General features: G+C 56.1%; 5 protein-coding genes. All 5 read right to left on the bottom strand.

The features are described 5' to 3' along the window. Window positions 1-954: ribonuclease J (locus B2R48_RS14815; protein ID WP_297001899.1), on the bottom strand; the 954-nt coding region annotated here is incomplete at its 3' end. A gap of 87 nt (window positions 955-1,041) precedes the next feature. Continuing rightward, on the bottom strand, window positions 1,042-1,833 hold the full coding sequence (locus B2R48_RS14810; RefSeq protein ID WP_062954584.1) for a type III pantothenate kinase: 792 nt from the start codon (window positions 1,831-1,833) through the stop codon (window positions 1,042-1,044). A 43-nt stretch (window positions 1,834-1,876) separates the two neighbouring features. Then, window positions 1,877-2,635 (bottom strand): biotin--[acetyl-CoA-carboxylase] ligase, encoded by a 759-nt coding sequence (locus tag B2R48_RS14805; protein WP_297001895.1) that lies wholly within the window; start codon window positions 2,633-2,635, stop codon window positions 1,877-1,879. A gap of 2 nt (window positions 2,636-2,637) precedes the next feature. After that, window positions 2,638-4,077: an NADH-quinone oxidoreductase subunit NuoN gene (gene nuoN, locus B2R48_RS14800; RefSeq protein ID WP_414716192.1), complete on the bottom strand. Its 1,440-nt coding sequence runs from the start codon at window positions 4,075-4,077 to the stop codon at window positions 2,638-2,640. Window positions 4,078-4,088: 11 nt separating this feature from the next. Then, on the bottom strand, window positions 4,089-4,902 hold an 814-nt coding region (locus B2R48_RS14795), incomplete at its 5' end, for an NADH-quinone oxidoreductase subunit M (RefSeq protein WP_297001892.1).

The following is a 4,902-nucleotide window of genomic DNA, read 5'->3' as shown; positions in this document are numbered from 1 at the left end:
ATGATCGCCCTTGGCAATGCGCGAAAGTGCGGCACGCGGCTCGCCCTGTGACCCGGTGCAAATCAAAAGCACCTGATCCTTGGGCACCTCCATCGCGTCTTCGTCAGTCAGAAGGTTCGGATAGCCTTTTAGGTAGCCGACTTCGCGTGCGGCCTCTGTCACGCGGTTAAGCGACCGACCAGCCAGACCAACACAACGGCCGTTTTCGTGGGCGGCCTCAATCACCGACTGCACACGGGCAACGTTGGTGGCAAAGCAGGCAACAGCAATGCGGCCTTGTGGATGTTCGGCAAAAAGTTTGGACAGGTTTTTGGCAACGTCGCCTTCGGAGCCTGTTTTGCCCTCAGAGAACACATTGGTCGAATCACAGACCAGCGCCATAACGCCTTCATCGCCCAGTGCTTCGAGCTTTTTGACGTCGGATGCCTCGCCAATCTGGGGATCGGGGTCGAACTTCCAGTCGCCAGTATGGACAATAAGGCCTTTGGGAGTGCGGATGGCAAGCGCATTCGGTTCCAGGATCGAGTGCGTCATGGTGACAAATTCGATATCAAAGCACCCCAGTTCGAACCGACCACCAAGTTCGATCACATGGATCGGCACTTCGTCGGCGAAATCGGTCTCGGAAAGCTTGGCCTTCAGGAATTCGGCGGCAAACGGCGTGGCGTAGATCGGGCATTTCAAACGCGGCCAAAGATATGGCACGGCCCCCAGGTGGTCTTCGTGCGCGTGAGTCAGAACCAGACCAAGCAGCTTGTCCTTGCGCTCCTCGATAAAGGTCGGGTCGGGCATGACAACGTCAACACCCGGCAGGCCTTCCTCGCCGAACGAAACACCCATATCGACCATCAACCATTGATCGTCATAGCCATAAAGGTTCAGGTTCATGCCAATTTCGCCGGAACCTCCGAGCGGCACGAACAAAACGTCATCTTTTGGCAAATACAAATCCACAGACGGTATCCTTTGTTTTCGGCAGGTTGATTAGGGTCAGGACCTAGGTGCGGAATAATCGTTCAGCATGCAGGGCGCAAGTCTTTATCAAGCGGACTTACCTGCCTGCTGGCTGTTGCGACGGTAAATCATCAACAGTCCAAGCATGGTCAGATCGCCATGCAGATGCTCAATTTCGTCAACCGCCTTGGTAAAGAGCGGCGCAAGCCCACCCGTTGCCACCACTTTTATATGGTCGAGATTTTGCTGTTTGCGAATGCGTGCCAGCAATCCCTCGATCATCGAGACATAGCCCCAGTAAACACCGGACTGCATCGCTTCGACCGTGTTCTTGCCCACCACACTGCGCGGCGCTTCAATCGCAACCATTGGCAACTGGGCGGCAGCCATATGCAGCGCCTTGATCGACAGGTTGACCCCCGGCGCAATCACACCGCCAAGGTAATCACCATTGTCATCAACCACGTCAAAGGTCGTGGCCGTACCAAAATCAAGCACCACCAGCGGTCCACCAAACAGTTCATGGGCGGCAATCGCGTTGACAAGACGGTCTGCGCCAACCTCGCTGGGTCGGTCCATGATGACTTTCATGTCAAGATTGACCGCAGGATCGCCAACCACCATCGGTTCGACATTGAAATAGCGGCGACACAGGGTTTTCAGGCTGAATTCCGCAGCAGGCACCACGGTGGCAATAATGGCCCCCGTGATCGCATCCTTGGGCACGCCAGAAAGCGTGAAAAGATGGTGCAACCACACACCCAACTCGTCAGCGGTGCGTTCAGTCGTGGTCGAACAGCGCCACTGGCCCTTGATGGTATCGCCATCAAAAACGGCAAAGACGATGTTGGTGTTCCCGGCGTCAATCGCAAGCAACATGATGCTTACAAGCCTCCGCTACAAAGCAAGCTATTGGATGGTGTCAGGCGGCAAAGAATACTTCGCCTGCCCCGATACGGTGCTCGGCACCGCTGTCTTCTCTTAGGATAAGTGAGCCATCGTCATCAAGCCCGACGAAAGTTCCCGCGAGCTCGCGTTCAGTCAATCGCGCCACAACCGGCTTGCCGATCCCGTAACCCCGCGCCAGCCAGGCTTCGCGGATCGGGGCAAAACCGTCCTGTTCCCAAATCGGCAACCAGTGCGCAACACGCGCGACATAGGTTGATACCAGATCATCCACCGAAACTGGAGCACCGAGGGCTGCCAATGACGTTGCCGGGCGTTCTGAATCATCGGGGAAGAAAGCAACATTCACCCCTGCCCCGATCACAAGGTAATCGGTCGCTGAACGCTGGTTGGATGCGCTTTCAAGCAGTATACCGCAGATCTTGCGCCCGTTAACCATCAGATCATTGGGCCATTTGCAATCCGGACGGACATGACCACCGGTAACGGTTTCGACCGCCTCAGCCATGGCAACAGCAATCAGAAAGGTCAATCGGGCCGCTTCGGCCAATGAGCAGGTCGGACGCAGCAAGAGCGATGAATACAGATTTCCGACAGGCGACGACCAGACCCGGCCACGGCGACCACGACCGGATGTCTGGCTTCTGGCTAAAACAAGGGCGCCACTTTGGGCGCCCTTGTCTGCGAGGCGCTTGGCCTCTTCGTTTGTGCTGTCGATCGTATCCCGTTCGTGAAGGGTGAAACCTTCGGGAAGACGGATCGTACGCAAAGCCATTCTTACATCCCAAACAGCGATGCCGCGGCAACAGCTGCGCTGTCCATCAGCGGGTTCGGGAAGAAGACGAAGGCCAGGATGATAATCGTGGCGACCGCCATAATGACATTCATCTCGGTGCCATTGCGATCAAAGCCTTCGACCGGCTCGTCAAAGTACATGACCTTGATGATGCGCAGGTAGTAATAGGCGCTGACGACCGAGGTCACCAAACCGATAACTGCAAGCGTTACAAGACCGGCATCAACGGCTGCCTTGAAGACATAGAACTTGCCAAAGAAGCCTGCCAGCGGCGGGATACCTGCCATCGAGAACATGAAGATCGCAGTGATCGCAGCCATCAAAGGCTTGGTTTTGGCCAGACCGGCAAGATCTGTGATTTCCTCGTTCATGCGGTCGTTACGACGCATGCACAGGATCACGGCAAAGGTGCCAAGGTTCATGACAAGATAGATACCCAGATAAACCAGAACACCCGTGACACCGGCCTCGGTACCGGCAGCCAGACCGACTAGCGCGAAACCAACGTGACCAATGGACGAATAGGCCATCAGACGTTTGATGTTTTCCTGACGAAGTGCGGCAAAGGAACCGACAACCATTGACAGGATAGCGATCAGGACAATGATCTGCTGCCAGTCTTCGACGGCACCACCGAACGGACCAACGGCAACGCGGATGAAGAGTGCCAGACCGGCAATCTTCGGCGCGACCGCAAAGAAGGACGTGACCGGGGTCGGCGCACCTTCATAGACGTCCGGGGTCCACATGTGGAACGGAACGGCGGAAACCTTGAAGCACAGACCGGCAAAGATGAATGCCAGACCAACCAGCGCACCAAGCGGCAGTTCACCACCCACAAGGGTATCGCCCAGAACGGTGAAGTTCGTGGTGCCGGTGAAGCCATAAACCATCGACATGCCATACAGCAGGATGCCAGAGGCGATCGATCCGAGGATGAAGTATTTCAGGCCCGATTCCGTCGAACGCACAGTGTCACGGCGGATGGCAGCGACAACATAAAGCGCAAGCGACTGCAGTTCGAGACCAAGATACAGCGACAGCATATCGGTTGCCGAAACCATCGCCATCATGCCAAGCGTGGCAAGAGAGATCAGGATCGGGAACTCGAAGCGTGCCATGTTCTCACGCTCGGCAAAGTTCATGGTCATGATGATGCCGGTTGCAGAACCGATCAGGATCAGGACCTTGCAGAACTTGGCAAACGGATCAGCGCTGAACTGACCATAGAATGCCGAACCACCATCACCCATCACGACCAGAGCGATGGCAACGACCTGGGCGGCGACTGCCAGCCAGGATACGGTGCGGAAGGATTTGTCCTTGCCGGCGAAAACCCCAAGCATCAACAGCGCCAAGGCAGAAACTGCCATAAACATTTCGGGCAGCGCGGCCCCGAGGTTGAGCATAGAAACTCCCATGTTCATTCCCCTCAATTCGCAGCCAGCTGGGCGGCGTGTGCCGCTGCAGCCTGGGCCGTTTCGACCTGGTTGACGAGGTTCTCAACCGAGACATGCATGATGTCGAGGAAGGAGACCGGATAGACCCCCATCCACAGAACGATGATCACCAGCGGTGCAAAGATAATCCATTCGCGCGGGCTCAGATCGAGGATGGTTTTCAGGTTCTCTTTGGTGAGTGCCCCGAAAATAATCCGGCGATAGAGATACAGCGCATAGGCCGCACCAAGGATCAGACCGGTCGCCGCAAAGAAGGCGACCCAGGTATTGGCTTCGAATGCACCCAGAAGTGCAAGGATTTCACCAACGAACCCGCCCGTACCCGGCAGACCAACCGATGCCATGGTAAAGAACATGAAGATCAGTGCGTAGCTCGGCATGCGATGAACCAGACCGCCATAGGCATCGATTTCGCGGGTGTGAATACGGTCATAGACCACACCGACACACAGGAAGAGTGCACCGGAAACCACACCGTGGCTGAGCATCTGGAAGATCGAACCTTCGATACCATGCTGGTTAAAGGTAAACGCACCGATGGTCACGATCCCCATATGGGCGACCGACGAATATGCAATCAGCTTTTTCATGTCCTGCTGCGCAAGGGCGACCAGCGACGTATAGATGATTGCAACAATCGACAGCGTGAAGACGAGCGGTGCGAAGGTTTCAGACGCCAGCGGCATCATCGGCAGCGAGAAACGCAGGAAACCGTAACCACCCATTTTCAAGAGCACACCAGCCAGGATCACAGAACCGGCCGTCGGTGCCTCAACGTGGGCATCG

It is taken from the genome of Thalassospira sp. UBA848 (genome assembly GCF_002295455.1).
Taxonomy (GTDB): domain Bacteria; phylum Pseudomonadota; class Alphaproteobacteria; order Rhodospirillales; family Thalassospiraceae; genus Thalassospira.
Note: the sequence above shows the minus strand (reverse complement) of the source record. Positions and strands in the feature narration are given on the sequence as shown.

Bases quoted from the DNA above. Each gene is read 5' to 3' on its own strand.
- B2R48_RS14810 (WP_062954584.1), bottom strand. From the start codon at position 1,833: ATGTTGCTTGCGATTGACGCCGGGAACACCAACATCGTCTTTGCCGTT.
- B2R48_RS14805 (WP_297001895.1), bottom strand. From the start codon at position 2,635: ATGGCTTTGCGTACGATCCGTCTTCCCGAAGGTTTCACCCTTCACGAA.
- nuoN (WP_414716192.1), bottom strand. From the start codon at position 4,077: ATGGGAGTTTCTATGCTCAACCTCGGGGCCGCGCTGCCCGAAATGTTT.